Annotated in this window: 25 protein-coding genes; 13 read left to right on the forward strand and 12 right to left on the reverse strand. The window is 60.3% G+C overall.

What is annotated here, in order from left to right; genetic code table 11:
• Positions 1 to 3 precede the first annotated feature (3 nt).
• Entirely contained in the window at positions 4 to 900 is an 897-nt protein-coding gene (locus RBB49_RS02465; protein WP_306141352.1) for a LysR family transcriptional regulator, read from the reverse strand.
• Positions 901 to 1035: 135 nt separating this feature from the next.
• On the opposite strand from RBB49_RS02465, the gene RBB49_RS02470 reads away from it, so the two are divergent.
• From RBB49_RS02470 to RBB49_RS02490, 5 genes are all read left to right on the forward strand, one after another.
• Positions 1036 to 1512 (forward strand): nuclear transport factor 2 family protein, encoded by a 477-nt coding sequence (locus tag RBB49_RS02470; protein WP_306141073.1) that lies wholly within the window; start codon positions 1036 to 1038, stop codon positions 1510 to 1512.
• Between the two features lie 31 nt (positions 1513 to 1543).
• Positions 1544 to 2170 (forward strand): glutathione S-transferase family protein, encoded by a 627-nt coding sequence (locus RBB49_RS02475; RefSeq protein WP_306141074.1) that lies wholly within the window; start codon positions 1544 to 1546, stop codon positions 2168 to 2170.
• A 71-nt stretch (positions 2171 to 2241) separates the two neighbouring features.
• Positions 2242 to 3879 (forward strand): pyridoxamine 5'-phosphate oxidase family protein, encoded by a 1638-nt coding sequence (locus RBB49_RS02480; RefSeq protein WP_306141075.1) that lies wholly within the window; start codon positions 2242 to 2244, stop codon positions 3877 to 3879.
• 6 nt (positions 3880 to 3885) lie between these two features.
• Positions 3886 to 4077: a hypothetical protein gene (locus tag RBB49_RS02485; RefSeq protein WP_306141076.1), complete on the forward strand. Its 192-nt coding sequence runs from the start codon at positions 3886 to 3888 to the stop codon at positions 4075 to 4077.
• Positions 4078 to 4241: 164 nt separating this feature from the next.
• Positions 4242 to 5048: an MOSC domain-containing protein gene (locus RBB49_RS02490; protein ID WP_306141077.1), complete on the forward strand. Its 807-nt coding sequence runs from the start codon at positions 4242 to 4244 to the stop codon at positions 5046 to 5048.
• 99 nt (positions 5049 to 5147) lie between these two features.
• Here RBB49_RS02490 and RBB49_RS02495 read toward each other — a convergent pair whose 3' ends face one another.
• From RBB49_RS02495 to RBB49_RS02505, 3 genes are all read right to left on the reverse strand, one after another.
• Positions 5148 to 6038 carry a DMT family transporter gene (locus tag RBB49_RS02495; protein ID WP_306141078.1) on the reverse strand — a complete coding sequence of 297 codons (891 nt, stop codon included), beginning with the start codon at positions 6036 to 6038 and terminating at the stop codon, positions 5148 to 5150.
• A 158-nt stretch (positions 6039 to 6196) separates the two neighbouring features.
• The gene (locus RBB49_RS02500) at positions 6197 to 6877 is read right to left on the reverse strand and encodes a DNA-3-methyladenine glycosylase I (protein WP_306141079.1); all 681 of its coding nucleotides are present in this window, start codon (positions 6875 to 6877) and stop codon (positions 6197 to 6199) included.
• 121 nt (positions 6878 to 6998) lie between these two features.
• Positions 6999 to 7706 carry a protein phosphatase CheZ gene (locus tag RBB49_RS02505; RefSeq protein ID WP_306141353.1) on the reverse strand — a complete coding sequence of 236 codons (708 nt, stop codon included), beginning with the start codon at positions 7704 to 7706 and terminating at the stop codon, positions 6999 to 7001.
• Between the two features lie 325 nt (positions 7707 to 8031).
• Between RBB49_RS02505 and RBB49_RS02510 the strand changes: the two genes are divergently transcribed.
• The 3 genes from RBB49_RS02510 to clcA all read left to right on the forward strand — a co-directional run bounded on the left by RBB49_RS02510 (position 8032) and on the right by clcA (position 11253).
• Entirely contained in the window at positions 8032 to 8760 is a 729-nt protein-coding gene (locus RBB49_RS02510) for a DUF2927 domain-containing protein (protein ID WP_306141080.1), read from the forward strand.
• 249 nt (positions 8761 to 9009) lie between these two features.
• Complete coding sequence (locus RBB49_RS02515; protein ID WP_306141081.1) at positions 9010 to 9747, forward strand: L,D-transpeptidase; 738 nt, start codon at positions 9010 to 9012, stop codon at positions 9745 to 9747.
• 150 nt (positions 9748 to 9897) lie between these two features.
• Positions 9898 to 11253 carry a H(+)/Cl(-) exchange transporter ClcA gene (clcA, locus tag RBB49_RS02520; RefSeq protein WP_306141082.1) on the forward strand — a complete coding sequence of 452 codons (1356 nt, stop codon included), beginning with the start codon at positions 9898 to 9900 and terminating at the stop codon, positions 11251 to 11253.
• A 28-nt stretch (positions 11254 to 11281) separates the two neighbouring features.
• On the opposite strand, the gene glcF is transcribed toward clcA, so the two are convergent.
• The 4 genes from glcF to RBB49_RS02540 all read right to left on the reverse strand — a co-directional run bounded on the left by glcF (position 11282) and on the right by RBB49_RS02540 (position 16052).
• On the reverse strand, positions 11282 to 12613 hold the full coding sequence (glcF, locus tag RBB49_RS02525; RefSeq protein ID WP_306141083.1) for a glycolate oxidase subunit GlcF: 1332 nt from the start codon (positions 12611 to 12613) through the stop codon (positions 11282 to 11284).
• 193 nt (positions 12614 to 12806) lie between these two features.
• Positions 12807 to 13166: a DUF4870 domain-containing protein gene (locus tag RBB49_RS02530; protein ID WP_306141084.1), complete on the reverse strand. Its 360-nt coding sequence runs from the start codon at positions 13164 to 13166 to the stop codon at positions 12807 to 12809.
• A 186-nt stretch (positions 13167 to 13352) separates the two neighbouring features.
• Entirely contained in the window at positions 13353 to 14543 is a 1191-nt protein-coding gene (gene glcE, locus RBB49_RS02535; RefSeq protein WP_306141085.1) for a glycolate oxidase subunit GlcE, read from the reverse strand.
• Between the two features lie 12 nt (positions 14544 to 14555).
• The gene (locus tag RBB49_RS02540; protein WP_306141086.1) at positions 14556 to 16052 is read right to left on the reverse strand and encodes an FAD-linked oxidase C-terminal domain-containing protein; all 1497 of its coding nucleotides are present in this window, start codon (positions 16050 to 16052) and stop codon (positions 14556 to 14558) included.
• Positions 16053 to 16202: 150 nt separating this feature from the next.
• Between RBB49_RS02540 and RBB49_RS02545 the strand changes: the two genes are divergently transcribed.
• Complete coding sequence (locus tag RBB49_RS02545; RefSeq protein WP_306141087.1) at positions 16203 to 17147, forward strand: LysR family transcriptional regulator; 945 nt, start codon at positions 16203 to 16205, stop codon at positions 17145 to 17147.
• A 136-nt stretch (positions 17148 to 17283) separates the two neighbouring features.
• The gene (locus RBB49_RS02550) at positions 17284 to 17679 is read left to right on the forward strand and encodes a cytochrome c family protein (RefSeq protein ID WP_306141088.1); all 396 of its coding nucleotides are present in this window, start codon (positions 17284 to 17286) and stop codon (positions 17677 to 17679) included.
• Between the two features lie 73 nt (positions 17680 to 17752).
• Here the strand turns inward: RBB49_RS02550 and RBB49_RS02555 are convergent, their stop codons facing one another.
• A complete protein-coding gene (locus tag RBB49_RS02555) occupies positions 17753 to 18997 on the reverse strand; it encodes a DUF3422 family protein (protein WP_306141089.1) in 1245 nt (414 codons plus the stop codon).
• A 512-nt stretch (positions 18998 to 19509) separates the two neighbouring features.
• Between RBB49_RS02555 and RBB49_RS02560 the strand changes: the two genes are divergently transcribed.
• Both RBB49_RS02560 and RBB49_RS02565 read left to right on the forward strand, forming a co-directional pair.
• Complete coding sequence (locus RBB49_RS02560) at positions 19510 to 20286, forward strand: FadR/GntR family transcriptional regulator (protein WP_306141090.1); 777 nt, start codon at positions 19510 to 19512, stop codon at positions 20284 to 20286.
• A gap of 19 nt (positions 20287 to 20305) precedes the next feature.
• The gene (locus tag RBB49_RS02565) at positions 20306 to 21442 is read left to right on the forward strand and encodes an alpha-hydroxy acid oxidase (RefSeq protein ID WP_306141091.1); all 1137 of its coding nucleotides are present in this window, start codon (positions 20306 to 20308) and stop codon (positions 21440 to 21442) included.
• A 9-nt stretch (positions 21443 to 21451) separates the two neighbouring features.
• On the opposite strand, the gene RBB49_RS02570 is transcribed toward RBB49_RS02565, so the two are convergent.
• Complete coding sequence (locus RBB49_RS02570; protein WP_306141092.1) at positions 21452 to 22243, reverse strand: type 1 glutamine amidotransferase; 792 nt, start codon at positions 22241 to 22243, stop codon at positions 21452 to 21454.
• Positions 22244 to 22304: 61 nt separating this feature from the next.
• Between RBB49_RS02570 and RBB49_RS02575 the strand changes: the two genes are divergently transcribed.
• Complete coding sequence (locus RBB49_RS02575; RefSeq protein WP_306141093.1) at positions 22305 to 23222, forward strand: DMT family transporter; 918 nt, start codon at positions 22305 to 22307, stop codon at positions 23220 to 23222.
• 5 nt (positions 23223 to 23227) lie between these two features.
• Here RBB49_RS02575 and RBB49_RS02580 read toward each other — a convergent pair whose 3' ends face one another.
• Together RBB49_RS02580 and RBB49_RS02585 are read right to left on the reverse strand one after the other, a co-directional pair.
• Positions 23228 to 24118, reverse strand: coding sequence for a LysR substrate-binding domain-containing protein (locus RBB49_RS02580; RefSeq protein ID WP_306141094.1), 891 nt, complete (start codon positions 24116 to 24118; stop codon positions 23228 to 23230).
• Positions 24119 to 24284: 166 nt separating this feature from the next.
• Entirely contained in the window at positions 24285 to 25160 is an 876-nt protein-coding gene (locus RBB49_RS02585) for a LysR substrate-binding domain-containing protein (protein ID WP_306141095.1), read from the reverse strand.
• Positions 25161 to 25209 lie beyond the last annotated feature (49 nt).

The following is a 25209-nucleotide window of genomic DNA, read 5'->3' on the forward strand; positions in this document are numbered from 1 at the left end:
TGTTCAGTTCAGCACTGTCGACTGCCTGAGCCGGTCGCGCGCCAGATCCAGAAAGCTACGCACCTTCACAGAAACGCGCCGCCCCTCGTAGTGCACAAGATGAACCGGCAGGGGTTCGGGCTCAAAATCCTCAAGCACCGCCTGCAATGTACCGGACTGCAGGTCCGGCCCGACCTGGTATGACAGGGCGCGGGTCAGTCCCCACCCGGCGCGCGCCAGGGACGTCGCGGTCGCGACACTGGTCACCGACAGTCTCGGATAAACCTTGACGACCCGATCCTGCGCTTTTCCGAAACGCCATTCATTGCTCGGCGTCACCGTTGCGGCGGCGACGATCTTGTGACCTGTCACGTCTTCCGGTGATTGCGGCACACCGTGCTCCTTGAAATAGTCGGGCGATCCGCAAACCACACGGCGCACGCTGCCGACCTTGACTGCCATCAGACCCGATGCGGAAAGCGGACCGATGCGCACGCCGACATCCAGACCTTCCTCGGCCAGGTTCACGATCCGGTCGACCATCAGCATGCTCGCAGAGACACCCGGGAACCGGTCGAGATACTCCGCGACGATCGGTGCCACATAGATGCGCCCGAATTCGACCGGTGACGTAACCCGCAGGTACCCCTTTGGCCGTCCGACCGCACCCGACACGGCCTCGTTCGCCGAACTCAGATCCGCCAGAATACCGCGCACCTCTTCAAGGTAGGTCCGTCCGACATCCGTGAGCCGCACCACCCGGGTTGTCCGCGTGAACAGGCGCGCGCCGAGACGTTCCTCCAGTTCATTGACCGCGCGTGTCGCCGAGGGAGCACTTATGTTCATTTGCCGGGCACCTGCCGCGAAACTCTCCGCTTCGGCAACGGCCACAAACACTTCGAGCGATTGCAGTCTGTCCAGGGTGGCCTCCCGTTAATTTCAGAATTTGAAATAATCACTTTCAATTTTCCATTATTCTTTCGCGAATGCAAGAGCGCTACTTGTGTCTCCATCACATGGCACCGGGTTTCGGCCCAATCCAACCTGGACGACCACATGACACATGAAGCACCCCGTCACCCCTTGCCGCCTTTTACGGAAGAAACCGCGCGCCAGAAGGTCCGGCTTGCAGAAGACGGCTGGAATTCCCGCAATCCGGCCAAGGTGGCACTGGCCTATACGCCGGACAGCAAATGGCGCAACCGAGCGGAGTTTCCCGTGGGCCGGCAGGAGATCGAAGACTTCCTGACCCGCAAATGGGACAAGGAACTCGATTACCGGCTGATCAAGGAACTGTGGGCCTTCAACGGCAACCGCATCGCCGTGCGCTACGCCTACGAGTATCACGACGACAGCGGCAACTGGTTCCGTGCCTATGGCAACGAGAACTGGGAGTTCGACGAGAACGGCTTCATGGCCCACCGCCACGCCAGCATCAACGAGAAACCGATCCGGGAAGACGAACGGAAATTCCGCTGGCCGCTCGGCCGGCGTCCCGACGATCACCCGGGCCTGAGCGATTTCGGTTTCTGATCCCTCCAATCCAGCAAGGAAAGACGATTCCATGACCACACCAATCAAGCTTTACAGAAATGCCAAGTCCGGCCATTGCCACCGCGTTGAACTGATGCTTTCCCTCCTGGGCCTTGCCTACGAGGCGATCGATCTCGACATGGCCAACGGCGCACACAAGGCACCCGACTATCTGAAGATCAGCCCCTTCGGCCTGGTGCCCGCTATTGACGATGGCGGCTACACGCTTGCCGACAGCAACGCCATTCTCATCTACCTCGTGCAGACCTATGCCAAGGGCTCGGACTGGCTGCCTGACGACCCGAAGGAAGCAGCCGAAGTGCAGCGCTGGCTGACGGTTGCCGCCGACAATATCTATGCCGGCCCCTGCGCGGCACGCCTGGTGAAGGTCTTCAACGTGCCGCTCGATCATCAGGCGGCGGTGAAAAAAGCACATGACCTCTTCAAGATCATGGATGCGCATCTGACGGATCGCGCCTGGCTTGCAACCGGCAACATCACCGTCGCCGATGTCGCGGGCTACAGCTACATCGCACATGCACCGGAAGGCGGCGTCGATCTGGCGCCTTATCCGAACATCCGTGCCTGGCTTGAGCGGGTCGAGAACCAGACCGGCTTCGTGGGAATGGCCACGTCGCCGATACCGGAACTCGCATAGGAACCGACATGGCGCGCCGGGCCGGGCATCCTGACCGGCGCCGCCTCTCTTATTTGACAAGGAACAGCAAGATGTTGACGTCGCTGGCGAACAACCCGTTTCACTCCGGAGAACTGGAAGCCCAGGCACGCGCCGGCGTTGGCGACGTCGCAAAATGGGCAGGCGGCTTCATCCGCGATTACCTGCCCGAGCAGCATCGCCTGTTCCACACATCTCAGCCTTTTCTGGTTGTTGCCGGCGGTGATGGCGACGACCAAACCTGGATCACCATCGTCGACGGCCCGGAAGGGTTCGCGAAGTCCCCCGATCCGCGCCGGATCACGCTGGCCACCGAACTGGAGGCAAGTGATCCGCTGGCCGGCGCGTTCAGGCAAGGAACCGATATCGGCGTACTGGGGATCGAACTAGCCACGCGCCGCCGCAACCGCTTCTGCGGGCGGGTAAGTTCGGGCGCGGACGGTTACACCATCGATATTCGCCAGACCTTCGGCAACTGCCCGCAATATATCCACGAACGGGCATGGAAGCGGGTTCCGGGAACAGGAGCCGTCGAGGCCGTCCGCAGCCAGTCCCTCAGCGAGGATCAAATCGCGAGGATCTCGTCTGCCGACACGCTGTTCATAGGATCGGGCCATCGGGGTGAAGACGGTGCCGCGTCGAATGGCTTCGATGCCTCCCATCGTGGCGGCGCACCGGGTTTTGTGCAGGTGGTCGATGGCACGCATCTCAGGATACCCGACTACGCGGGCAACAACTTTTTCAACACGATCGGCAATATTCTGTCGAACCCCCGGGTCGGCCTTCTGTTCGTGGACTTCGAAACAGGCGGCCTGCTGCACCTCACCGGGTGTGCCGCGATTGACTGGGATCCGAAGGGCGCAGAGGACCAGAATGCCTGGCGCTACATCGACGTGAGGATCGATGCCGTGCTTGACCGTCCGGGCGCGGTCGGGCTCCGCTGGACGAAACAGGATCACCTGGCACGGCCCTTGCGGCTGACGGAGCGCGTCGAAGAGACGCCGGCCATTACGTCGTTTTACCTGGAATCCGCCGACGGTCGCCCGCTTGAGCCGTTCGCTGCCGGACAGCATCTTCCGGTCGAGATCCGGATACCCGGGCAGCCCGACCCTTCCAAGCGCAGCTACTCACTGTCGGGGTCTCCTGCCGACAGGACGCGCTACCGGCTGAGCATCAAACGCGAAGACAAGGGTCTGGTGTCGCGCTTCCTGCATGAGCACCTCCATGCCGGCGGCCTGATCGCGGCGCGCCAGCCGTCAGGCGATTTCGTCATCCCCTGCAATGACTGCCCTCTGGTGCTGGTCAGTGCGGGTGTCGGACTGACACCGATGCTGTCGATGCTGCATGCAAGCGCACAGCAACGAAACCGCCCGGTCTGGTACGTGCACGGCACCCGTAACGGCCGCGATCATGCCCTGCGCGAGGAGGTCGAACGGCTGGTCGCGACCAATGACCACTTGCGGAAGAAAGTCTATTACAGCCAGCCGGACGATACCGACCTGCCCGGCAAGGACTATGACGGAAAGGGACGCGTGACCGCAGACAGGTTGCTCGCGCTGGGTGCCGGCCCGGACGCAAGGTACATGCTTTGCGGCCCGGCAGCCTTCCTGTCGGATATTCAAAACGGTCTCGAAGCTGCCGGGGTACCAGCGGACCATATTCACTTCGAGACGTTCGGACCGACCGGGTGAGTTTCGATGAATGGATCCGGCACACAGGTGACACACGCAGATGCCGCGTCGCTGACGGACCGGATCAGGCTGCTGGAGAAGATGCTTGAGGCGCGGGACAAGGAGATCAGACGCTTGTCGGATGAATTGCAGGCCCTGAAGCAGGCGGCCTGGGCGACAGATGCCTGCGGCGACGACCTCTGGGACCTCGTTGGATGATCGTGAGCGATCTGCAGGGCTGGAACACTGCCGATTCGCCGTGGGACAAACTGCCTAGGAAGCAGGCCACCGATTGATCGCAAGGCGCATCCGGTGTTTCATCACCAGCCGACAGCGAGCCCCCGGCCCCGCTCCCGTTTTTGCCGACAAAACAGAGACAGCCCATGACCGAGATTCCCGTAACGATATCCCGTTTGAACCGTTTTCCGGTCAAGGGCATGAGCGCCGAGCTGCTCGGCGCGGTGACGCTCTCAAAAGGCGAAGGCATTCCGGGGGACCGTCTTTACGGTTTCGCGCGGTACGATTCCGGCTTCGATCCGAAAAATCCCGAACCGTTGCCCAAGGAACGGTTTGTCGTCCTGGTCAAGGAAGCCGCCCTCGCAGGCCTGAAAACGCGCTTCAGCCCGGTCGGTCAGACGCTCGAAATCGATGTGAATGGAAAAGCGCATACATTCGACATGTCCGTTGCGGATGGTCGCAGCGAAGCAGCCCGCTTCCTGCACGAGGTCTTGAAGCTGGGCGACCCCGAACCGCCCGTCTTCGTATCTTCGGCACCGCACCGTTTCACCGATGTCTCGGTTGTCTCCCCCCAGATGATGAACGCGATTTCGGTTCTCAACCTTGCGTCGGTCAAGGCTCTGGGCGACCGGCTGGGAACCGAGGTTCACCCGGGCCGCTTCCGGGCCAATATCGAGATTGACGGTTTGCCACCCTTTTCCGAACTCGACGCAGTCGGCCAGGTTCTGAAGTTCGGTGATGTGCGGCTGCGCATCCTGTCGCGCACCAGACGCTGTGCTGCAACGGAGGTGAACCCGGTGACGGCGGAAAGGGATCTTAAGGTGCCCTACCTGCTGCGCAAGGAACTCGGGCATATGGACATGGGCGTCTATGTCGAGGTTGAAGCCGGCGGACAGATCCGCGCCGGTCAGGACGGAAAGCTGGATCCGCATGTGGACAAGGGGCTGTTCTGAGACCCCGTTGCCATTTCCTGAAACGAACCAGGCAACGCACTGCCGTGAAGGTTTTCACGCTTTTTGAGCAATAGGTAGAACCCGCAAAAAGGTCGGCCCTCACGTGTGCCGCCGCTGGCTGCGCCACAGGATGAACAGGCCCGAGACGACGATCAGCCCGGACCCCACGAGCATCTCGAAACTGAGCTGTTCGCCGAACACGAAGACCCCCAGAGCAATCCCGAACAAAAGGCGCGAATACCTGAAGGGGGTGACGGCGGAAACTTCGCCCGTCCGCATCGCCTTCATCAGGAAGGCATAGGCCGCAACACCGGCGAAGACGGCTCCGAGAAGGAGCGCGGACAGCCATGGCCCCGGGACAACAAAGGCTTCACCCTGCACCAGCGTATAGATGACGCCCGCAACCACGACGGACAGGAAACCGTAAAAGCCAAGCAGAACGGTTCCGATCGTCGCCGGTGCGATCCGGCTGGCAAGATCACGTCCGGCAAAACCGATCATTCCAATGACTGCCAGCAGCGACAAAGGCGAAAAGCCCTCCGTTCCGGGTTGAACGATGACGACCACACCGGCAAGTCCGATCAGGATTGCCAGCCAGCGGCGCCAGCCGACCTTTTCCCTGAAGACCAGAACGGCTCCTGCAACGACGACCAGCGGTGTTGCCTGGAGAATGACGGTCGCGGCAGACAAAGGGATCAACGCAACGGCAAGCACGTAGAACAGTCGCCCGGTGATCTCGAACCCGGCCCTGACAAGCATCGGGCGGGAGACGACATCGGGGACAAACAGGGGCTGCCTGTTCCAAAGCGCCACCGCGGCAAAGACGATCATTCCACCGACGCCGAAGAGAAACAGGATCTGGCCGATCGGAAGCGCGCTCGCCGCCGCCTTGACGAAGACGTCCTCGATGGCGAACGCGCCCATCGACAGGATCATCCAGAGGCTGCCCGCGAGGTTCGCCTTCCGGTCCGTTGCAATAGTCGTGGTCAAGGAGCCTCCAAGGCAGGTCTACTGGAGCGCGGTCGCCGGATGGAAAGGCCGGGGATGTTCGGTTCCATCCGTGCGCCAAAGATCCCGTGCGGTCAAGCCGCATGCGGCCCCGCTTCGGACCGGTACTTCGGACTTACGAGTGTTTTGCGACCGGCCGCCTATCTGGGCACAGGCCGGACAAAGGCATTTCTGGCGTCTTCGACCGGCTCGCGGCAGCAGCACCCTTCGAGGTGGTCGTTGACCATGCCCATCGACTGCATGAAAGCGTAAACGGTTGTCGGACCGACAAAACTCCAGCCGCGTTTTTTCAGCTCCTTGGACAGGGCGGTGCTTTCCGCTGTCTTGCCGAGCGTTTTTGCAGTCTCGAAGTCGATTTTCGGCGGCCGGTTTTCGGGCTTCGGCTCGAATGACCAGAAGAATGCGGCGAGCGATCCGAATTCCTTGCGCAGTTCCAGCGCCCGGTTGGCATTGTTGATGGTCGATTCGATTTTCTTGCGGTGGCGCACGATGCCCGCGTCTGCCAGGCAGCGTTCGACATCGTCTTCGGTGAAGGCCGCGACCCTGTCAAACTCGAAATTGGCGAAGGCGGCCCGGAACCCGTCGCGTTTTCTCAAAATGGTCAGCCAGGACAGCCCGGACTGGAAGCCCTCAAGACAGATCTTTTCAAACAGACGGCGGTCGTCATCGACCGGCCAGCCCCATTCGGTGTCGTGGTAGCGGAGATAGTCGTCCAGACCGCCATGCCACCAGCAGCGGTCCTTGCCGTCCTCACCCTTGATGAGTCCCGTCACCGGATCGCGCTCGGGTTTTGTGCCTTTGCCAATGGTCTGCTCGCTCATGCCCCACCCAATATTCACTGTTTGTTCTTTACCTAGCGATCCATCGCGGAACATTCAAGTCACGCCGGACAAGAAATAAGCCCGGCGCGGGCCGGGCTCTCGATCAACCTGTTTTCCAGGATCACGCGAACAGCGCGTCGATATCGTCCTGGGTGGCAACATCCGTGTCGCTTTCAAGCGCCGGACCATTGAGGAGAGCTGCGTCGCCTTCCTTGATCTCGCGCTCTTCGACAGAGATATCCTTGAAGGTCTCGATGCCGCCCCAGATGTCCATCATCTGCATGATCCGGTCTTCGACGAAACGCAATGTCCCAACGACCTTGGTGATGCGCTGACCGGTCAGATCCTGGAAGTTACAGGCCTCGAAGATCTGAACAACCTTGTCCTGAATATCGTTCGCCAGTTCCGAATCTTCCCGTCCGACCCGCGCGGACAGCGTGTTTGCGGTCTCGTCGATGAATTCGGCCGCTGCAAGGATCGTTTCGGTCGCACCTTCCGTCCCGTCGACAACCGCGTCCAGTTCGTTGGTCACGCGGGTCATTTCCTCGCCCTTGGAACCGGTCGTGTGATGCAGGGTCGCGATTTCCTTTTTGGTCTGAGCGATCGCCTCGTAAATGGCATCCAGCTCGACCTTGAGCTTTGCGGCCTCCGACAGCTCCTTGCGGAACTCGGACATGAACTTTTCGCTCATCTCTTCCGGGCTGAGCGCGCCTTCCTGCGGAGTGCCACCTTTTTTGATCAGTGATCTGAGACTGCTGATCTCCGCCAGGACTTCCTGGTGCCGACGTTCTTCGGCGAAGACGGGATCATTGTCGACCCCGGAATTCATACGTATCAAGCTTTCCGCCCGAAAGGATCTCTTCACCGCGGCCATGCCAACTCCCGTCCCTTGCCCCACTGGCGCATTTAAGTACCCGTTAGGCGATTGATAGCAGGGGAAGTTTAAGGAAATGTTTTTGCCGTACCTGCTGAAAATTACAAAGGTCGCGGCGGATTTAGTTCTCCGTCTCATGTTTTATTCCCAAACGGTTTGGTTATCTTTTTCTGCGAAGACTTGAAGCCGGAGGGCGTGATCTGATGCGGATCGATCACGAATGCCGTGAAAGCGGCGAAGTTGTGTGGCTGTGAAAGGCGTTCTGAAATATATGAAGAGTATGCGTTTACGAAACCTGCCCGCTTTGTTGCTGAGTCTGCTCATTCCCGCGCTCGTCGCCGCCGGACCGGTTCGTGCCGCAAATGATTCATTTTCGACCGAGGAAATTCTGAAGGGGTTTGAGAAAACCGTCTTCGGCCTGGAGTACCGCAGCTGGAGCTGGCGGCCCTACCTGGTGAAGAAATTCACGCAGCCGGTCACATTCTACGTTCACAATCTCTCCCGCCGCGACCGCACGCGCGTGGTTCACCGCTTCGTGCGCGAGATCGATCGCCGCATCGGTGGCCTGAAAACCCGCATCACCAACGATCCGGCCGCCGCGAATTTTGAAGTCTTCGTGGTCGACCGCGCCCAGTATGTGCCCGTCGTTCAGCGCGATATCTACAAGAACAACCGGGCCAAGGTGCCGGGACGGTGCCTGGTTCGTGTCGTTTCCGGGCGCAACGGGATCAAGAGATCTGCTGCGGTGATCGTGTCCGATGAGGGCGAATTTCTGTTCAACCGGTGCCTCGTGGAAGAAATCCTGCAGGGTCTCGGCCCGATGAACGACAACCGCGACCTGACACATTCCGTCTTTAACGATGCGTCGCGTCACAGCCGGTTTACGATCTTCGACCAGATCATCTTGAACATGCTGTACGACCCCCGGATCCGGCCCGGCATGTCCATGAAACAAACCAAGCCGATCTTGCCGCTGGTTGCTCGCGATGCGCGCCGGCGCGTGCGTTAACCAACGATCTGCGAAAACGGCAACGAAATCAGTAAGCCTCCCGCGCATTCCGGCACGAGCCGGCGAGACGCCAAGATCTCGTTAATCCTGTTTCGCAAGACTTGAATAACCATAAGAAACATTTACCGAATTTCTCACTTCGGGATTCACTTTTGAAAGAACTTGCATCCGTATCATCCTTGCCAGTTCGTTAACCGGTCCGTTCAAATTGCCGGTGGACGTGGGTGTAGTTGAGTAAAGAGTGCCGCCATGTTCTTTCAGAAAAAACGTTCCTGGAACGTGTTCATACTTGCCGGAGCCGTCCTTGCCGGCTCCGCGTTTTTCTCAGGCCCGGCATCTGCCGGACAGGTTGCCCCTCCGCCGCTGGTTCTCAGCCCCAATCTCACCGAGCCATGGATGATGCAGTTGCAGCCGGGTGCTGTCCGCCGTGCGGCCCCTGCCCAGCGCCGGCAGGTCCAGCAGCCCCAGGTGCGCCGCGCCAACTGGTGGTCCCGCCGCATGGAACCGGCCCGTCAACAGCCGAAACGGCAGACCCGCCAGATCGCGCCCCAGTTCCTGCCGACGATCGTCGACTACAACGGCAAGCACAAGCCGGGCACCATCGTGATCGACACCAATGCCCGCTTTCTCTATCTCGTCCAGTCGGACGGAACCGCACGCCGTTACGGAGTGGGCGTCGGAAAGCCGGGCTTCGAGTGGGCCGGATCGCACCGCATCACCCGCAAGGCAGAATGGCCGGACTGGCGTCCGCCCGCCGCAATGCGCAAGCGCCGTCCGGAGCTGCCCAAGTTCATGGCCGGCGGACCGGAAAATCCGCTTGGCGCACGCGCGCTTTATCTCGGATCGACCCTCTACCGTATCCACGGCTCCAACCAGCCATGGACCATCGGCCACGCAGTTTCGTCCGGTTGCATCCGCATGCGCAACGAAGACGTGATGGACCTTTACGAGCGTGTCGGTGTCGGCACCAGGGTCTACGTTCTCTAGGTCACTGACCCAAATCAGAACTGAAAGCGCACGGCTTGTCCGTGCGTTTTGCTTCCGGGCAGAAGCCCTCCTTGCAGAAATGTCTGTTTCTTTGCAGTTTAACTGTGTGACCGAGCGAATCCCCGCTCCGATTTTTCAGGACCAAAGGGTATGACCCGGCGCTCCGGCATCTTCTCCGCAAGTTCAGATACGGCCTATTTCCTCAAGGCCGCACTGGTCGGCCTTCTTGTCGGCGGGCTTGCGACCGGCTTTCACGCGGGTCTGGAATTCCTGTTTGCACAATACGGAGCCTTGAGAAGTTCGCTCGGCGGCGGCGTCCTTCCCTATGCCGTTTCCATCGTTCTGTCCGCGTCCTGCGTGACCGCTGCCTTTCTGCTGGTTCAGCGGGTGGCGCCGGAAGCGGCGGGCAGCGGGATCCAGGAAATCGAAGGCGCAATGGAAGACAAGCGGCCCGTGCACTGGCCGCAGGTGCTCATTGCCAAGTTTTTCGGAGGGTTGCTGGCGCTGGGGTCCGGGCTCGTCCTTGGGCGGGAAGGACCGACCATCCACATGGGCGCGATGACCGCGGAAGCTCTTTCGCGTTCTCACAACATGTCTTCTGCCGATCACAAGGGTTTGCTCGCCGCGGGGGCTGCTGCAGGACTGGCAGCTGCATTCAACGCGCCGCTCGCGGCCATTTTGTTCATCGTCGAGGAAACCCGCCGCCAGTTCCCGTTCGGCTACCGGACCTACATGGCCGTCATCATCGCATCGATCCTGAGCGCAGCGGTCACCGAGCAGTTGACCCAGACCGGTCCTCTGCTCGTCGTTGACGTCAATTACCTTCCCGTCTGGAGCTATGTTCTTCTGGCGATCCTGGGCATTTTTCTAGGTGCCCTCGGCGTCTTCTTCAACTGGGCGCTGATCACGGTGATGGATCTTTTCCTGAAGATCCCGAAACCACTCCGCTGGGTGCCTGCGCTGGCGATCGGTGCCGTCACCGGCATTCTGCTGAACGCCTTTCCGGATGCGACCGGTGGCGGGGAAGACCTGGTTCACGACCTCATTTCCAGCCACTACGGTGTGCTCACCCTGCTCCTGCTTACCTTTCTGAGATTCGGCGGCGTTCTGTTTTCCTACGCATCCGGTGTGCCGGGCGGTATTTTTGCACCGATGCTTTCCATCGCAACCTGTGCCGGTCTTGCCTTCGGTGTCCTTTCGGTCGAAATGCTGCCGATCGAAGATGATTTCCGCTCAGCCTGCGCGGTTGCGGCAATGGGCGGCTTTTTCGCCGCGTCCGTGCGCGCTCCCCTCGTCGGTGTCGTTCTGGTCATGGAACTGACGGGCGCCTATGCCCTCATCATGCCCGTCCTGGTCACATGCACGACGGCATCGCTGACCGCGCATCATCTGGGCGGCAGCCCGATCTACGAGCAGCTTCTGGAACGGACACTTCGGCTGTCAGGGCAAGCACAGGACAGAGAACCGGACAAGACGCCGGTGCAGCTGGGAACGCGCGAAAGCTGACACTTGCCGCTCCCTGCCGGACAGAAAGCTATTCCGCCGCTTCCGGCTGACGCGACGCGAGGACTTCCGGCTGCTTGCCGCCATAGACCCAGTCGAGAAGTTCCGCGGTGTGAAGGATCGGGATCTCGGTTCCCAGACCGATCTGGGTCATGCAGCCGATGTTCCCCGTCGCGATCAGGTCGGGTGCCGTTTTCTCGATATTGGCCACTTTCCGGTCGCGGAGTTTTCGCGCGATTTCGGGCTGCATGATGTTGTAGGTCCCCGCCGATCCGCAGCACAGGTGGCCTTCCGGAACGTCCTTCACCTCGAACCCGGCGGCCTTCAGGAGATCTTTCGGCTGCCGCGTGATCTTCTGGCCATGCTGCATCGAACAGGCCGAGTGATAGGCCACAGTCAGGCCGGGCTTGAGAGCAGGCGTTCCCAGATCGATGTCCGTCAGAAACTCGGTTATGTCCTTTGCAAGCGCGGATACCTTCGCCGCCTTTTCGGCGTAGGCCGGATCCTCGCGCAGCATGTAGCCATAATCCTTGATCGTGGTGCCGCAGCCGGAAGCGGTGATCAGTACCGCATCAAGCCCGCCGTTTTCTGCCTCATTGATCCAGACATCCACATTCCGCCTGGCGTTTTCCAGCGCGGTGTCTTCCTTGCCCATGTGATGGACGAGCGCCCCGCAGCAAACCTCGCCCCTTGGCAGCACGATTTCATAACCTGCCCGCCGCAGCAGCCGGATCGTCGCGTCATTGATGGCCGGATTGAGCACTGGCTGGGCGCAGCCGCTCAAAAGGGCAACGCGGCCTTTTTTGGAAGGTGTCTCGGGTTCGAAAACGCCCGGTCCCTCCAGTTCGCCGCGAACGGGAGCAGCAGCCGGTGCCAGTTCCAGCATGGCGCCCATTCTTGCAAGCGTCCCGCCCATCGACTTCAGGATCCCGGCAAACGGCCGGCCGAAGAAGGCACCGATCAGTGCGAACCTGAAACGCTTCGGATATGGCAGGACAAAGGAAAGGATGCCGCGCATCAGCCGGTCCGGCAGAGGTCTCTTGTAGGTCTTTTCGATATGCGCACGCGCATGGTCGACCAGGTGCATGTAGTGCACCCCGGAAGGACATGTCGTCATGCAGGCCAGGCAGGACAGGCACCGATCGATGTGCTTGACGATCTTGTCATCCGCCGGACGATCATTCTCAAGCATATCCTTGATCAGGTAAATCCGGCCACGCGGACTGTCGAGTTCGTCGCCGAGCAGCGTGAAGGTCGGACAAGTGGCCGTGCAAAATCCGCAATGAACGCATTTGCGCAGAATTTTCTCCGACTCCGCGACATGACTGTCTTTCAGTTGTTCAGCGGTGAAATTCGTTTGCATTGCGCTGCGCGCCCTCTCCCTTGCCACAGATCGCGCGATGGTAAGGGCTGGCCCAGGGGGGCACAAGATACGTTTGCGGCATAAGGGTTTTGCCAAAAGGGACATTCTGTCCCACGCATGGTCCGCTCATATCCTGCGGTGGCGCGCAGGACATGTCACGCAGATGAGTGGTTTTGCAATGCGCTGCCGCCGCTCAGAACATCCAGGTCTGGGGGTTCGGGATCGGCTCCCCGCGGCCCGCCAGCTGAAGGCCCTTGATGCAGCGTATGATCGCCCAGACCAGTGTTGCCAGGAGCACGAAGATACCAATGAACACGAACATCAGGACGACACCGATTATGCTGAACAGAAACCCGATCCAGAATGTCCTGATCTGATAAGTGTAATGGGTATCGACCCACTCGGCTGCCTTGCCCTTGTTCAGGTACGCAAGGATCACGCCAACGATCGACGTGATCCCGACGATGATGCTCACGAGATAAAGAATGTAGATCAGCGTGGCATTCTTACCGCCCGGCTCCATGTAGCCGGCAACATCACTTTGGTCGTTCATATCCCCCAACTCCGCTCAAAAAATTGCATCAATACAGTCTTCATTCCTGCGCAGCTGCCGCAAGGAAAGCGTCAGGGGTCTCACCCTAGGCGAAGACCCTGGAAATGCAACATTCTTGGTGAAAAGCGCCTGCCCCCGCGATGCGGCTGGTCAGGTGCCGGCGCGTGCGAGGCGACCACGGCGCCCTCAGACACCAGCCGCCATGCGTCCCGGATTGAGGATGCCGCTCGGATCGAACTGCGCCTTCAGGCGCGCAGAAAGCGATGCAAGCGGTCCCGGCTGCGGCTGAAAGACGTCCATGTTGGAGCGGACGGACGGAACCGCGCGGACCAGGGTCGCATGGCCACCGCCAATCTCCTGCACTGCCCCGCGAATCTCGGTTTCGTGCACGAGGCCGTCCAGAACCGTGACCCAGACGAGACCGCCGCTCCAGTCGTAAAAGGCCTGGATATCAAGCTTGCCGCGCAGCAGTTCCACCAGTTTCGGGCCCATTGTCGGTGCAACCGAGATACGCCAGACGGGCGCATTCGAACCGGCAAACGGCTCGACATCCCTGATCGTCCGCCAGAGCGTCCGGGAGTCCGGTTCCGCGAGCCGCTCCGGCGACCCGAATGAACGCAGCAGTTGTTCAAGCCCCTTGAACCGGTAGTCGACCGACGTCTCGAATCCTTCCAGCCGGAGGATCGTACGGCTCTTTTCCGCGCCGACCCCGGCCGGGAGATGCGCAGCGCCGGAGACTTCCGCCGACGATCCCATCGCCTTGCACAGGACCTGAACGGCGCTTTCGTCTCCAAGACCCGACAGGACGAACGAAGCGGACGTTTCCGGCTTCGGATTGACCTTCAGCGTCACCGTCGAGGCAACCGCCAGGGTGCCGAAGGAACCGCACAGGGCCCGCGGCAGATCGTATCCCGTCACGTTCTTGACGACCTTGCCGCCAGAATTGAAGATTTCGCCGCGCCCGGAAACAGCTTCCATGCCGAGAACATGGTCCCGTGCCGCACCGGCCTTGATGCGACGCGGCCCCGAAAGATTGGCAGCCAGAACCCCTCCGACGGTTCCCTTGCCCGGGTCGAGACCCTGCAGGGGGCCGTAGTCCATGGGCTCGAAGGAAAGTTCCTGGGCGTTTTCATCGACGAGTTTTTCGACATCCGAGATCGGAGTCCCGGCCTTCACGGTAAGCACCAGCTCCGCCGGTTCGTAACTCTCGATGCCGGCTACACCGGACAGGTCGAGAACGTGTGCGGCCTGAACCGGCCGGCCCAGTCCGCGTTTTGAACCCTGCCCCATGATCTCGAGCGGCTGCTCTTCCGCCGCCGCCCATTTGACCGCGTCCTCGATCTCCTGCGTTGTCCGCGGTTTCAATGTCGCATCCATCTGTCGTGATCCTCAAAACCGGGGAATGTCGGGGAATGGCAACTGGCCCTTGTGGACATGCATCTTGCCCAGTTCAGCACAGCGGTGCAGGACGGGAAAAACCTTGCCCGGGTTGAGCAGGTGCTTTTCATCGAAAGCGCATTTGACGCGCTGCTGCTGCTTCAGGTCCGCGTCCGAGAACATGTCGGTCATCAGGTCGCGCTTCTCGATCCCGACACCGTGCTCACCGGTCAGGACACCGCCGACCTCCACGCACAGGCGCAGGATGTCGGCGCCGAATTCCTCCGCCGCATCCAGTTCGCCAGGCTTGTTTGCGTCATAGAGAATGAGTGGATGGAGATTGCCGTCTCCCGCGTGAAAGACGTTGGCGACACCGAGCCCGTGCTTTTCCGACAATTCGCGCATCCGTGCCAGGACCTTCGGCAGTTCCCGGCGCGGAATGGTGCCGTCCATGCACAGATAGTCCGGCGAGATCCGCCCGACGGCGGGAAAGGCGGCCTTGCGGCCGGCCCAGAACGTCATGCGCTCTTCTTCGCTCTCCGAAATGCGCACGTGGCTTGCCTGGTTTGACTTCGCGATTTCCTCAACGCGTCCGATCAGGAAATTGACTTCATCCTCCGGACCATCAAGCTCGACGATCAGAAGCGCCTCCACATCACGCGGGTAACCGGCATTGACAAAATCCTCGGCCGCGTGAATTGCGGGTTTGTCCATCATTTCCATGCCGCCGGGAATGATTCCAGCTGCAATGATGTCGGCCACGCAGCGCCCGCCGTCTTCACTCGTCGGAAACCCGATCAGCAGCGCCCGCGCCGTCTCGGGTTTCTGCAGGATGCGCACGGTCACTTCCGTCACGACGCCAAGCAATCCTTCCGAACCGGTCATCAGTGCCAGAAGGTCGTAGCCTTCGCTGTCAAGGTGTTTGCCACCGAGCCTGATCACCTCGCCGTTGATCAGGACCATTTCCAGCCCGAGCACGTTGTTCGTCGTCAGGCCGTATTTAAGGCAGTGCACGCCGCCGGAGTTTTCCGCAATGTTGCCGCCGATGGAACAGGCGATCTGAGAGGACGGATCAGGCGCATAATAGAAGCCTTCGTGTTCGACCGCACGTGTGATCCCGAGATTGGTGACCCCCGGCTGCACGACCACCGCCCGATTGTCGAAATCGATATCAAGCACCCTGTTGAACTTCATCATCGACAACAGGACGCCGTCGGCCAGCGGCAGCGCGCCGCCGGACAGGGATGTCCCGGCGCCCCGGGGCACGACTTTGACGTCATTGTCGTGGCAGTATTTCAAAACCTTCGAGACCTGCTCGACCGTTTCCGGCAACACGACGATCAGCGGCAGCTGCCGATACGCGGTCAGGGCGTCGGTCTCGTAGGCGCGCATTTCGCGTTCCTCGTGGATTACACCTTCTCCCGGCACGATCGCCTGAAGAGCCTTCAGTATGTCTTGCCGGCGTGCAAGAACGGCATCGTCCGGTGCAGGCATCGCGATCGCGGTCACGGTTGTCTCCCTCCAGTTTTTTAATTGATCCATCTGGCTCGCGCTGGCGTAACACAAGCTGGTAGTTCAATCGCTTTCCCAGAATGTGACAGATCTGGTCACTTTGGGAAGTGTTCGCAGAACCATAATTGTCTTTCTGAGAGATTGAAAATGAGCAATCTTACGGACATGGAAATCTTCGCACGCGTGGTCAGCTCGGGCAGCATGTCGGCGGCCGGGCGCGAGATGAGCCTGTCACCGGCCGTGGTTTCAAAACGGATCCGACGGCTTGAAGAAAAGCTGGGGACGCGCCTGCTTCAACGAACAACACGCCAGATTGCGATGACCGAAGCCGGTCAGGGTTTCTATGAACGCGTTGTTGCGATCCTCGCATCCGTGGAAGAAGCCGAATCCTTCGTGTCACGCGGGTCGGCGAAAGCGCGCGGAAACCTGCGGGTTGCCGTCCCGACCTCGTTCGGACGCCTGCACATCGCTCCCCACCTGGGCCGCTTCCTGTCCGAAAACACCGATCTTGCGGTCAATCTCGACCTGTCCGACGATTTCGTGGATATCGTCGGTGACGGCTACGACCTGGCGGTCCGGATCGCCGAACTGTCGGACTCCAGCCTGGTTGCCCGCCGTCTTGCCCCGGTGCATCGCATCTTGTGCGCAAGCCCGGCTTACCTCGAAAAACACGGCACACCGCAAAGCGTTGAAGACCTGGCAAGCAACCATGTGACCCTCGCTGCGACGAACCAGGACCCGTGGAGGCTCGCGGGGCCACAGGGAATTGAGACCGTGCGGACGCAAGCACCGCTCAAGACCAACTCGAATGAGGTTGTCCGGGAGTGCCTGCTCGAGGGTGTCGGCATCGCCCTCCGCTCGACCTGGGACATCGGTCCGGAGCTGCGCGAAGGCAAACTGAAGATCCTGCTGCCGCAATACCGGGCGTCGAAAGATGTCGGTCTTTATGCCGTGTACCCGAGCCGGCAGTTCCTTCCGGCCAAGGTCAGGGTGTTCATCGACTTCCTGGCAAAGCTCTACGGCTCGTCCCCCTACTGGGACGCTGGCCTTGATGACTGGCTCCGCCTGCCGAGCAATGCCAAGGCCAGCTGATCACTCGGTTTTGAGGCCAGCCCTGACTGAATAGGTATTAGTATCACCCCGGATGCGACCGTGCGTCACTTGCACATTCCAGTTCCATCCTGTTGTGTGTGCGGGTGCTCGTGCACGCAAATTGAGGGAGAGATGTATGCATCGTCTGTTGATGATCGCCGGAACCGCGCTTCTGGCCCTTACCGCTCAGGCAAGTGCCGAGGGTGACCCTGTCAAGGGTGAGAAAGTCTTCAAGAAATGCGCCGCCTGCCATGCGGTTGGTGAAAATGCCAAGAACAAGGTAGGGCCGCAGCTTAACGGCGTGGTTGACGCGCCGTGGGGCCGTATCGAAGGGTTCAAGTATTCAAAAGCCCTCATCGAGATCGGTGACGGCAAGGTCTGGGACGAGGAAACCCTCGCCGTTTACCTGACCAAGCCGCGGGACCTTGTTCCAAAAGGAAAGATGGCCTTTGCCGGACTGCGCAAGGAAGAAGACCGCGCCAACGTGATTGCGTATCTTGCGCAGTACAAGGAAGACGGCACGACCGAATAGCGGCCACCACGCCGCAGCGGACCAAATCAAAGGCTGGGTTTTCCCAGCCTTTCGTTTTTTGCAGGTCAAGTGTTCAGTGCTCGCCGTGGTGCTTGCGGATGCGGCGAACCAGCCACCAGATCAGCAGGACGACCAGCGGGACCGCCAGGCCCGTCGTGATGTTCGCGCTTGGAACCGGGAGCCCCGCATCCTTCGCGGCTTTGGCAAGATAAGCGATCAGGCCGACAACGTAGTAACTGACGGCCGCCACCGACAGGCCCTCGACAGTCTGCTGCAGCCTCAGTTGCAGGCGGGCCCTGCGGTTCATCGACTGCAAGAGGCTTCGGTTCTGGCGCTCGAGCTCGACGTCAACCCGCGTGCGCAACAGCGTTGTCGCCCTGGCCAGTTTTCTTGAGAGCATTGCCTGCCTGTCCTCGATCGCCTGGCAGGTGCGCATGGCCGGGGCGAGACGCCTGGACAGGAACGAGGCCATGGAGAGTTCCCCGGGCGCCGCGCCTTCGCGCAAGGTTGCAAAGCGAGCCTTGACGATCTGGTCGTAGGCGCGGCTTGCACCGAAACGGAACGTGCTTGCCGTCGCACCTGCCTCCAGCCCCGCGGCCAGGGCAGTCAGTTTGTCCAGAAGCTCCTGGTTGGCTCCGAGCGCTGCGGCGTCCTTCATCTGCCCGGTCAGGGCAGCAAGCTCGATCTCCGCACGTCTGATTTCCGGTTGCAGACCGCCAGCTTCGAAGAGGCCAAGCATTGCCAGGGTCCGGTAGGTTTCGATTTCCAGAAGCCGCTGCACCACGGCACCGGCCTGCACACCGCTCAGCGACCGGTTGAACACCAGTATCCGGGTCAGTCCGTCGCCGTCCTGCCGGAAATCCGTCGCAGCAAGCGCCGCATCGTCTTCCAGGGTCGACACCGTCAGACTGCTTTCGTCGAAATGGCCCCGCCAGTCGCTTTCCTCCGCCGGGTCACGCAGTTCGAGCCGGACGGCAACCAGAAGATCGCCCGGTGCACGAAATGCTGCTCCAAAGGGATGGGCTGCTGGCAAATCGCCAAAAATGCGGTCCGATCGTGCCGCCCCGTCCCAGGTATAGGTGATGAATTCGGCGTGCTGCTCCCAGCTCAGAGTGCCACCGCCAAAGGACAGGGTGTGGTGTCTGGTTCCGGGAGCCGGACCCGGCGCCCCCCTTGAAACACAAAACTCCGACAGCCAAGCCTGATCCGCAACCGCTTCTTCCGCATTGGCAAGAAACGCGTAGTGCAGAATGGTCCGCGGACCGAAAAGCGGACGGAAAGGGCGCGCATGAACCTCACCCAGCACCCGTTCGCGCATCGGCGATGTGCGAAAGGCCGGTAGTGCCGACCCGTTTTCTGACCCTTGTCCCAAGATTTACGCCCCTGCCCCGATGAAGAACTTCCCCAATTTGCTCACACAGGCCGCCTCATACCAAGGTCTAATATTGTCACAGGCTAGGTGATGGACTCGTAAATGAGACTGAAATGGCATGCGAAATGGCGAAATCCCGTTAGGAAGGGTGTGCGGAGCGGGCTTACTGCCCGGTCAAGCACGCTGACGACACGGGGTGAAGCCATTTCCATGTCCTTCGGATTTGCCCGGCCTGCTCCTCCTCGGCGTCGCGAAAGGCTTGAAAATGAAGCACATTTCCTGCGCTTCCGCTCCTTGACGAGAAGCAAGCTGCCTCAAACCATTTCCGCCTCATTTATGAGTACATCACCTAGGGTAGTCGCGTCACTCAGGGCCATGCTTGAGCACGATTGGATAAAAAAATTGACCAATTGCGAAACAATGCCTATGGTGCGCCGAAACTCCGGGGACCTGAGAACATGTTTCAGCCTGTCGATCACCAGAAGACGGCCGATGCCGCAGTTGAACAGATTGAAAACCTGATCCTGAAAGGTGTGCTGCGTTCGGGCGACCGGCTGCCTTCAGAACGGGACCTTGCCGAGCAGATGAAGGTGTCGCGGCCCGTGTTGCGGGATGCGCTGAAGACCCTCGAAGACCGCAGCCTGATCGAGGCGCGCCGCGGCGGTGGAACATTCGTCTGCGATCTCATCGGGCCGATATTCTCCGAAGCCATTATTGAGCTGATCGCGCGGCATCCATCTGCGATCAATGACTATTTCGAATTTCGCAGAGGCATTGAGGGCCAGGCCGCCGCCCAGGCGGCGATGCGCGCCGCCCCTTCCGATATCGAGCGTCTTGAGGGCATCGTTCGGCAGATGCACAGCGCGCACGAGGCGGAAGACGTAACCGAAGAAGCGCTGCTTGATGTCGATCTGCATCACGCGGTCGGTGAAGCTGCCCACAATGTCGTCATGCTGCATACGCTCCGCTCGTGTTACCGGCTTCTTGAAAACGGCGTCTTCTACAATCGCGGGCGGCTCTATCATCATCCGACGGCGCGCAGCGAATTGCTGCAGCAGCACAGCGCGATCGCCAGCGCCATTTGCGAGGCGGATCCGGCCGGTGCACGCCGCGCCTCGGAAGAGCATATCGACTATGTGCGCGGCATGCTCAGTGAAGCCGAGCAACTCGATCAGCGGGAACGGCTGGCTGAACTGCGGCGCGTCAAACCCATCAAGACATCTGCAAGATCCTGAAAATCCGGGAGGATGAACCATGACAATCGTAACCGACGTGGCCGATATGCAGGCTCTGGCGAAACGCCGCGTCCCGAAGATGTTCTACGACTACGCGGACACCGGCTCCTGGACACAAAGCACCTACCATGCGAACGAGGCCGCGCTGCAGCGCCAGAAACTGCGCCAGCGCGTTGCACGCAACATCGACAACAGGTCGGTCAAGAGCACCATGACCGGGCAGGATGTCGCCATGCCGGTCGCGCTTGCACCCGTCGGTCTGACCGGGATGCAGCATGCCGATGGCGAGATCCTGGCCGCCCAGGCAGCCGAAGAGTTCGGCGTTCCGTTCACGCTCTCGACGATGAGCGTGTGCTCGATCGAGGATGTGGCCGAACACACGAAAAACCCGTTCTGGTTCCAGCTTTATGTCATGCGCGACAGGGGATTTTCGGAGAGCCTGATGCAGCGCGCCAAGGATGCCGACTGCTCCGCTCTCGTTCTCACGCTTGACCTTCAGGTTCTCGGTCAGCGCCACCAGGATATCAAGAACGGCCTGAGCACCCCGCCGAAACCTAAACCACATGTCCTTCTCGACCTGGCCTTCAAGCCGCGCTGGTGCCTGAACATGCTTCAGACGAAGCGGCGCGAGTTCGGCAACATCACCGGCCATGTCTCCGGCGTCGACGACATGTCCTCCCTTGCGGAATGGACCGCAAGCCAGTTCGATCCGACCCTCGACTGGTCCTCCGTGGAGTGGGTCAAGAAACACTGGGACCGCAAACTGATCCTGAAAGGCATCAATGATGTGGAGGATGCCAGGACTGCAGCTGAAATCGGTGCCGACGCGATCGTCGTGTCCAACCATGGCGGCCGCCAGCTTGATGGCGCGCTTGCCTCCTACGATGTGCTCGGCGATATCGTCGATGCGGTCGGCGACAAGATCGAAGTCCAGTTCGACGGCGGCATACGTTCGGGACAGGACGTTTTCCGGGCAGTCGCGATGGGTGCGCACGGCACCTATATCGGCCGCGCCTTCATCTACGGTCTCGGAGCAATGGGTAAACCCGGCGTCACCAAGGTTCTGGAGATGATCCACAAGGAACTCGACGTGACAATGGGTCTTTGCGGCGAAACCGACATCGCAAAGGTCGGCAGGCACAATCTGGTTCTTTAGCCTGCGCGCTTAAAGGAGCCCCAGCCAGGCCTCGGTGAGCGCCGCACCGATCCTGTCAGCCTCGCCCGCGTTCAGTCTCGCCTCCTCTCCCATGCGCTCGGGCCAGTCGGGCGTGTGGGGCAGGATCTCGTGTGCAAGGTGATGCGACCAGCCGGTAACATCCTCAAGCGCAGCCTCGAAGTGAAACTGGATTGCATAAGTGGCGCGCCCCATCCGGAATGCCTGGATGGGGGTCATCTTGCTGTATGCAAGATGGACAGCGCCCTCAGGCAGCGACACGGTGTCGGTGTGCCAGTGAAAAAGCGGGCCACCCTCACCCAGCATCTTGAGCACGGGATCGGTTCTTCCCGCTGAGGTGGGCGTTACCCGGTGCCAGCCAAATTCGATCGGCCGCGCGAGAATGTTGACGCCGCCAAACGCACGGGCAATCAGCTGGCAACCGAGACAGATGCCAAGTACCGGACGATCCGCATCGTGAAACCGCAGGATCAGCTCGCAAACGTCCGGCAAAAACGGATAGTCCGCGTCTGCCAGAGCATTTTGCCCGCCGCCGAGAACGACCAGCCCGCTGTAGTCCTCAACACTGTCCGGCACAGCCTCGCCCGCATAGGCCCTGACGATATGACAGGAGACGCCCATGGCGTCGGCTTTCCTGCCGAACGCCGCAAGGTCGGCCTTCGGGTAGTTTTCAATCACGAGCAGCGGCATTTTTACGAAAACAGCTCCGTTTCGGGCATCCTGGATCCATTCACCGAGACGGTAATCATCTGAGCCCGTGATGAAAACATCAAAAACAATCATTTGCGCTGGCCTGCGTACAACGCCAGATTCCGCCTACGAATTTTCACGACATGGTGTTTTCATGAGTATCGCCTCCCCAGCGCTCCGCCGCGATTCCAGCGGCTTTACCGCCACCGACTATGGCCTTTACGCGGTCACCGTGGTTGCGTGGGGTGTCAGCTGGATTGCCATGAAAAGCCAGGTCGCAACCGTCGCTCCCGAAGTGTCTGTATTCTGGCGCTTCGTCCTTGCTGCCGCACTGATGATGGCGTGGGCGAAATTCCGCGGCCATGCGCTTTCGTTCGGCATTCGCGAGCACATCCGGTTTGCCGGTCTCGGCGCTCTTCTGTTCTCGACGAACTTCACGCTGTTCTATTACGGCGCCATGCAGATCCCGTCCGGTTTGCTCGCGGTGATCTTCTCCACGGCATCGATATTCAACCTGTTTCTGGGTCTGCTGCTGTTCGGTCAACGCCCCAACCTGCTTGCTCTCGGGGCCGGCATCCTGGGATTTGCGGGAATTGCACTCATGTTTCTGCCGAAGTTTGCCGGCGCCGAATTCAACACGCACGCCGCGGTCGGGCTGGGCATGTGCATCGCCGGAACCCTGTCCTTTTGCTTCGGCAACATGTTGTCCGCGGACACCCAGCAACGCGGCATCGGGGTTGTTCCTGCCGCTGCCTGGGGAATGGTTTACGGCGCTGTCCTGCTCGGCGTGTTCTCGGCTCTGCGCGGACAAAGCTTTGCGGTTGAGTGGTCGTATTCCTATTTCGGCGGGTTGGTTTACCTTGCGATCGTCGCGTCCGTGATCGCGTTTGCGTCCTACCTGACGCTGCTCGGCCGGATCGGTTCGGCGCGCGCCGGTTATGCAACGGTGATGTTTCCCGTTGTCGCGCTCACGCTTTCGACGATCTTTGAAGGCTATCAGTGGACGCCCATTGCTGCGTTCGGACTTGTCTGTGTCCTCGGTGGCAACATCATGATGCTGAGAGCGCGCTAAGCCCTTTATTCTGCGGCGAGCTGGCCGGTGGATGTGCCGACATTTCCGATTGCAGCGATCAGGTGATTGCAGAGCGTGTCATGCATCGCTTCGCGCGCTGCGTCTGAACGCAACAGCGCTATGTCGCAGGACGGAAGCGTGGGGAAGCCGTCCCGCTCATCCAGGATACGCATGCCGTCGCGGATCGCGCTTTCCGGGAAGACCGTCACGGCCAGCCCGGCCTGAACGGCCCCGACGAGCGCGGCCGCGCTCGAACTGGTATAGGAAACGCGATAGCGCCTGCCTGCCCGGTCCAGTGCATCCATCGACATGCGCCGCCAGCCGCAGGAGGCAGGCCCGAGCGCAAGCCGGATAATGTCCTGCGTGTGCGCGCAGTGCTGCGTGGAGGTTACCCAGTAAAGCGGTTCCCGGCGAATGATCTCCCCCCTGAGATCCATGGTATCGCTCGACGTGGTAATCGCGACGTCCAGCGTGCCTTCACGGATCGCCTCTGTCAGTTTGCTGCTGCCGGAGCACTCGACCTGCACCTCGATGGACGGGTTCAGCCGGTTGAACGCCGCCAGCACCTGGGGCAGGAGGCGGTCCGCATAGTCATCCGGCACGCCAAGCTTCACATGGCCCACTTCCTTCTGGCCATTGAACGCGGACAGGGTCTCGTCATTCAGGAGAATCATGCGGCGTGCGAATTCAACCAGTCTCTGGCCGTCTTCCGTCAGACGCGACTGACGACCATCCTTGATGAATATCGCTTGCCCGACACGCTCTTCCAGCCGTCTCATCTGCATCGACACGGCGGATTGGGTCTTGTGCACCGCTTCGCCTGCCTTGGTGAAGCTGCCAAGCTCGGCAATCGCTAAAAACGTGCGGAGCTGATCAATGTCCAACGCGTGATTCATCGGAATACTCCGCGGTTCAACCACATATCAAGCGGATGATTTGAGATTCGAATTGATTTGGGGAAGATACATCAAAGTTTCTTACATTACAAACGAAATTTCAAGCTTTCCGAATAGGTAAATATACCTCAAGCCGCTGAATTAATTAATTTTTTTAAAACGCTTACTATTCGGCCGCCTGGGGCACCGAGAGATTGTCGAGCGAAGAAACAATATGCTCTACAAGGGCGTCGGTCACACGCGAGCTGTTGTGCCATGACCGCATGATGCCGATTTCGCAGTCCGGCAGTTTCGGAAATCCATCGGCTTCCGTCAGCACGCGCATTCCGGAACGCAAAGCACTTTCCGGCAACACCGAAATGGCGAGCCCCGCAAGCACGGCAGCGCCGACCGCCGTCGAGTTCCAGCTCGAATACAAAAGGCGATGTTCCCGCATCTGGTCGCCAAGCGCGTTGATCGCGGCTTTTCGCCAGTCGCATGTCGCTCGGCCGAGTGCAAGCGGCAGCGGCGATTCGTTTTCAATCGCGTGACGCGCGGAAGCGACCCAGAGGAGCGGTTCACGCCGGACGAGATCGACGTGCTTGCGTCCCTTCTTCTGGACATGGGTGATGATCGCCACATCCAGTTCTCCCTCGGCGATCATGTCGGCCAGATTGGGTGTCGGCGCACAGACAACGCTGACTTCCGCCTTGGGATTGGAGCGTGAAAAACGTGCCAGAATTTCAGGCAGAAAACGGTCTGCATAGTCGTCTGGCGTGCCAAGGCGCACCAGACCCGCAAGCTCGGTGTCATCAAACGCTGCCAGCGTTTCGTCATTCAGCTGAACCAGTCGCCGCGCATAGTGCAAGAGGCGCTCTCCATGCTCCGTCAGCCGGGACTGCCGCCCCACTCTGACGAACAGGGGCTTGCCGATCCGTTCCTCCAGCCGCCGCATCTGCATCGAGACCGCAGACTGGGTTTTGTGCACGTTTTCCGCAGCTCTGGTGAAGCTGCCGCTTTCCGCAATCGCAACGAATGTTCTCAGCTGATCAAGATCGAGCATGTGCGCCCCAATGATAAGAGATCGTCATGTCTAGCATGAGACCCATTCG

The organism is Roseibium sp. MMSF_3412, from assembly GCF_030733265.1.
Taxonomy (GTDB): domain Bacteria; phylum Pseudomonadota; class Alphaproteobacteria; order Rhizobiales; family Stappiaceae; genus Roseibium.

What these genes read in the sequence shown, in the direction of transcription:
- RBB49_RS02555 (WP_306141089.1), bottom strand. Translation starts at nt 18,997, where the DNA reads ATGCGCGAACGGGTGCTGGGTGAGGTTCATGCGCGCCCTTTCCGTCCG.
- RBB49_RS02580 (WP_306141094.1), bottom strand. Translation starts at nt 24,118, where the DNA reads ATGAATCACGCGTTGGACATTGATCAGCTCCGCACGTTTTTAGCGATT.
- RBB49_RS02585 (WP_306141095.1), bottom strand. Translation starts at nt 25,160, where the DNA reads ATGCTCGATCTTGATCAGCTGAGAACATTCGTTGCGATTGCGGAAAGC.
- RBB49_RS02485 (WP_306141076.1), top strand. Translation starts at nt 3,886, where the DNA reads ATGAATGGATCCGGCACACAGGTGACACACGCAGATGCCGCGTCGCTG.
- RBB49_RS02565 (WP_306141091.1), top strand. Translation starts at nt 20,306, where the DNA reads ATGACAATCGTAACCGACGTGGCCGATATGCAGGCTCTGGCGAAACGC.
- glcF (WP_306141083.1), bottom strand. Translation starts at nt 12,613, where the DNA reads ATGCAAACGAATTTCACCGCTGAACAACTGAAAGACAGTCATGTCGCG.
- RBB49_RS02505 (WP_306141353.1), bottom strand. Translation starts at nt 7,706, where the DNA reads ATGAATTCCGGGGTCGACAATGATCCCGTCTTCGCCGAAGAACGTCGG.
- RBB49_RS02500 (WP_306141079.1), bottom strand. Translation starts at nt 6,877, where the DNA reads ATGAGCGAGCAGACCATTGGCAAAGGCACAAAACCCGAGCGCGATCCG.
- RBB49_RS02470 (WP_306141073.1), top strand. Translation starts at nt 1,036, where the DNA reads ATGACACATGAAGCACCCCGTCACCCCTTGCCGCCTTTTACGGAAGAA.
- RBB49_RS02560 (WP_306141090.1), top strand. Translation starts at nt 19,510, where the DNA reads ATGTTTCAGCCTGTCGATCACCAGAAGACGGCCGATGCCGCAGTTGAA.
- RBB49_RS02490 (WP_306141077.1), top strand. Translation starts at nt 4,242, where the DNA reads ATGACCGAGATTCCCGTAACGATATCCCGTTTGAACCGTTTTCCGGTC.
- RBB49_RS02510 (WP_306141080.1), top strand. Translation starts at nt 8,032, where the DNA reads ATGCGTTTACGAAACCTGCCCGCTTTGTTGCTGAGTCTGCTCATTCCC.
- RBB49_RS02515 (WP_306141081.1), top strand. Translation starts at nt 9,010, where the DNA reads ATGTTCTTTCAGAAAAAACGTTCCTGGAACGTGTTCATACTTGCCGGA.
- RBB49_RS02545 (WP_306141087.1), top strand. Translation starts at nt 16,203, where the DNA reads ATGAGCAATCTTACGGACATGGAAATCTTCGCACGCGTGGTCAGCTCG.
- RBB49_RS02480 (WP_306141075.1), top strand. Translation starts at nt 2,242, where the DNA reads ATGTTGACGTCGCTGGCGAACAACCCGTTTCACTCCGGAGAACTGGAA.
- RBB49_RS02475 (WP_306141074.1), top strand. Translation starts at nt 1,544, where the DNA reads ATGACCACACCAATCAAGCTTTACAGAAATGCCAAGTCCGGCCATTGC.
- glcE (WP_306141085.1), bottom strand. Translation starts at nt 14,543, where the DNA reads ATGGATGCGACATTGAAACCGCGGACAACGCAGGAGATCGAGGACGCG.
- RBB49_RS02550 (WP_306141088.1), top strand. Translation starts at nt 17,284, where the DNA reads ATGCATCGTCTGTTGATGATCGCCGGAACCGCGCTTCTGGCCCTTACC.
- RBB49_RS02570 (WP_306141092.1), bottom strand. Translation starts at nt 22,243, where the DNA reads ATGATTGTTTTTGATGTTTTCATCACGGGCTCAGATGATTACCGTCTC.
- RBB49_RS02575 (WP_306141093.1), top strand. Translation starts at nt 22,305, where the DNA reads ATGAGTATCGCCTCCCCAGCGCTCCGCCGCGATTCCAGCGGCTTTACC.
- RBB49_RS02530 (WP_306141084.1), bottom strand. Translation starts at nt 13,166, where the DNA reads ATGAACGACCAAAGTGATGTTGCCGGCTACATGGAGCCGGGCGGTAAG.
- clcA (WP_306141082.1), top strand. Translation starts at nt 9,898, where the DNA reads ATGACCCGGCGCTCCGGCATCTTCTCCGCAAGTTCAGATACGGCCTAT.